General features: G+C 67.6%; 2 protein-coding genes. One reads left to right on the plus strand and one right to left on the minus strand.

The window, feature by feature from the left end; all coding sequences use genetic code 11:
* A partial coding sequence (locus ACFU6K_RS38270) for a nitrate- and nitrite sensing domain-containing protein (protein WP_380671170.1) occupies window positions 1-897 on the minus strand: 897 nt, incomplete at its 3' end.
* Between the two features lie 638 nt (window positions 898-1535).
* Here ACFU6K_RS38270 and ACFU6K_RS38275 point away from each other — a divergent pair.
* Window positions 1536-1754, plus strand: coding sequence for a hypothetical protein (locus tag ACFU6K_RS38275; protein ID WP_049658602.1), 219 nt, complete (start codon window positions 1536-1538; stop codon window positions 1752-1754).
* The last annotated feature ends 46 nt before the right edge of the window (window positions 1755-1800 follow it).

Genomic DNA, 1800 nt, shown 5'->3' on the forward strand with positions numbered 1-1800 from the left:
GCTCAGCTGGCTGCGCAGGTTGTCCAGGTCGTGCGCGGTGTAGATGTTGTTGAAGCTCGCGATCGCGTTGTCGTACGAGCTGCGCAGACGGATACCGAAGGACTCGTCGCTGGGGCTGAGGTCGGGGGTCTTCGGGTTGGCGAGCGCGGCGCTGATCAGGGCCCGCTGCTGCGAGGTCGCGTTCTTCGCCAGCGAGAACTGCTGGAGCGCGCGGGTGGAGACGACCAGGTCCTTGTTGTTCGACGCGAGCGCGATGTCCTGGGTGATGGACAGCAGGTCTCGGATGATCACGTCGTAGGCGGTGATCGTCGACTGGATGTTCTGGTTGTTCTGGTACGGCAGGCTGCGGGTGTCCGCGATCGAGTTCAGGTCCTTGCGGATCTGGAGCAACAGCGCCTTGCCGCCGGACAGTTCGAGGTTCTCGAACCGGTCGGAGGACGTGGTGAAGGTGCGGCTCAGGTCGTCGGTGGACTTGCGGGCCGCGACGATGTCGTCGTCCAGCGGGGCGGTCGGGTCGTGGGTGATCGGGCCGGCGCTGATGTCGCGCTCGGTCTGCAGCGCGTCCGCGAGGTTGGTCGCCTTCTTGGCCAGGTCGGACAGGTTGGCCATCTGGGCGAGTTGCTGCGAGTTCTCCATCGAGCTCTGGATGCGCAGGCCACCGAGGACCAGCGAGACCAGCACGGGGAGGGCGAGCAGCGCGATCAGACGGGTGCGGATGCGCCAGTTGCGCATCGCGAGCCGGTTCAGACCGGTGGCGCGGCGCCTGGTCAGCGAGGTCCGGAGTTTGTCCCGGGCGGACTTCCGCTCCTGCCCGTCCTCCTCCGGCCGCCCGAGGGCCTCGGGTGTCACCGGCTCGGCCGGGCCGCCGGGGGCCGCCGCCTGTTGGGGGGCTGCCACAGGCTCGCGCGACTCCGGGTTCCCCGCGGCGCCGCTACCCCTTTTGAAACGTCCCTGCACTGGCGTCGCAACCTCTGGACCGGGCGTCCCGCCGCGTCGCCACGGCCTGGACGGTGTCGAGTTTCCATCCGCCCCCCGGCCGGTCCGGGAGAGCGGGCACCGGGGTGGACCACTCCCTACCCACGGTCCGTCGCATTCCAGCACAGCCGGGGAATCCCAACAAGGGCCGCAGGTACCGGGCGTCCGGCGCTACCGACCGCTTGTGCGATCTCACGGACTGTGCGGTAACAGGACCGGAATACCGCCTTTTTCGGACACTCGCCGGATACATGCCAAGCGGACCCGGGATCGGGAAGAGTCACAGACCTTCCGGAATGCCCCTTATCGGGTGGAATGTCGGAAAGTCCCGGAGCGGCGATATGTCGGATATCTGCATTTTGCTCGTCAATTTGTGAGCAAAATCACAGTCTAATGTGTAGCTTTGGTCACGGTCTCTATGGAATGAGATCTCGTAACCTGGCTGTCTCCGGAGCACGGCCCCGATCAGCCTGCCCAGAACCCCTCCGAATCAATCGGAATCCATCAGGCCGGTGCCGACCCGCCGCGGTCGGCCAGGCCATGACCACGAGGTGCTCTCGATGTCCCAGGCGAAGAACGCCACCAAGTCCACGCTGTCCTGCCGCCCCACGGCGAACCCGCGCCGGACGACGCTGGCCTCGGTCGAGGACTTCAGCACGATCCCGGGTGCCCGCAAGCCCGAGGACGTCCTGACCTACGGCACCGAGCTGCCGGCCGCCACGGCCAACCCGCGCCGCACGCAGCTGATGGTCGCCCCGGTCGTCGTCCCGCAGGACTGACCCGCCCGCACCGCGCCGAGGGCGCCGTCGTCACACGGGTGGCGGC

Source organism: Kitasatospora sp. NPDC057512, assembly GCF_042802135.1.
GTDB lineage: Bacteria > Actinomycetota > Actinomycetes > Streptomycetales > Streptomycetaceae > Kitasatospora.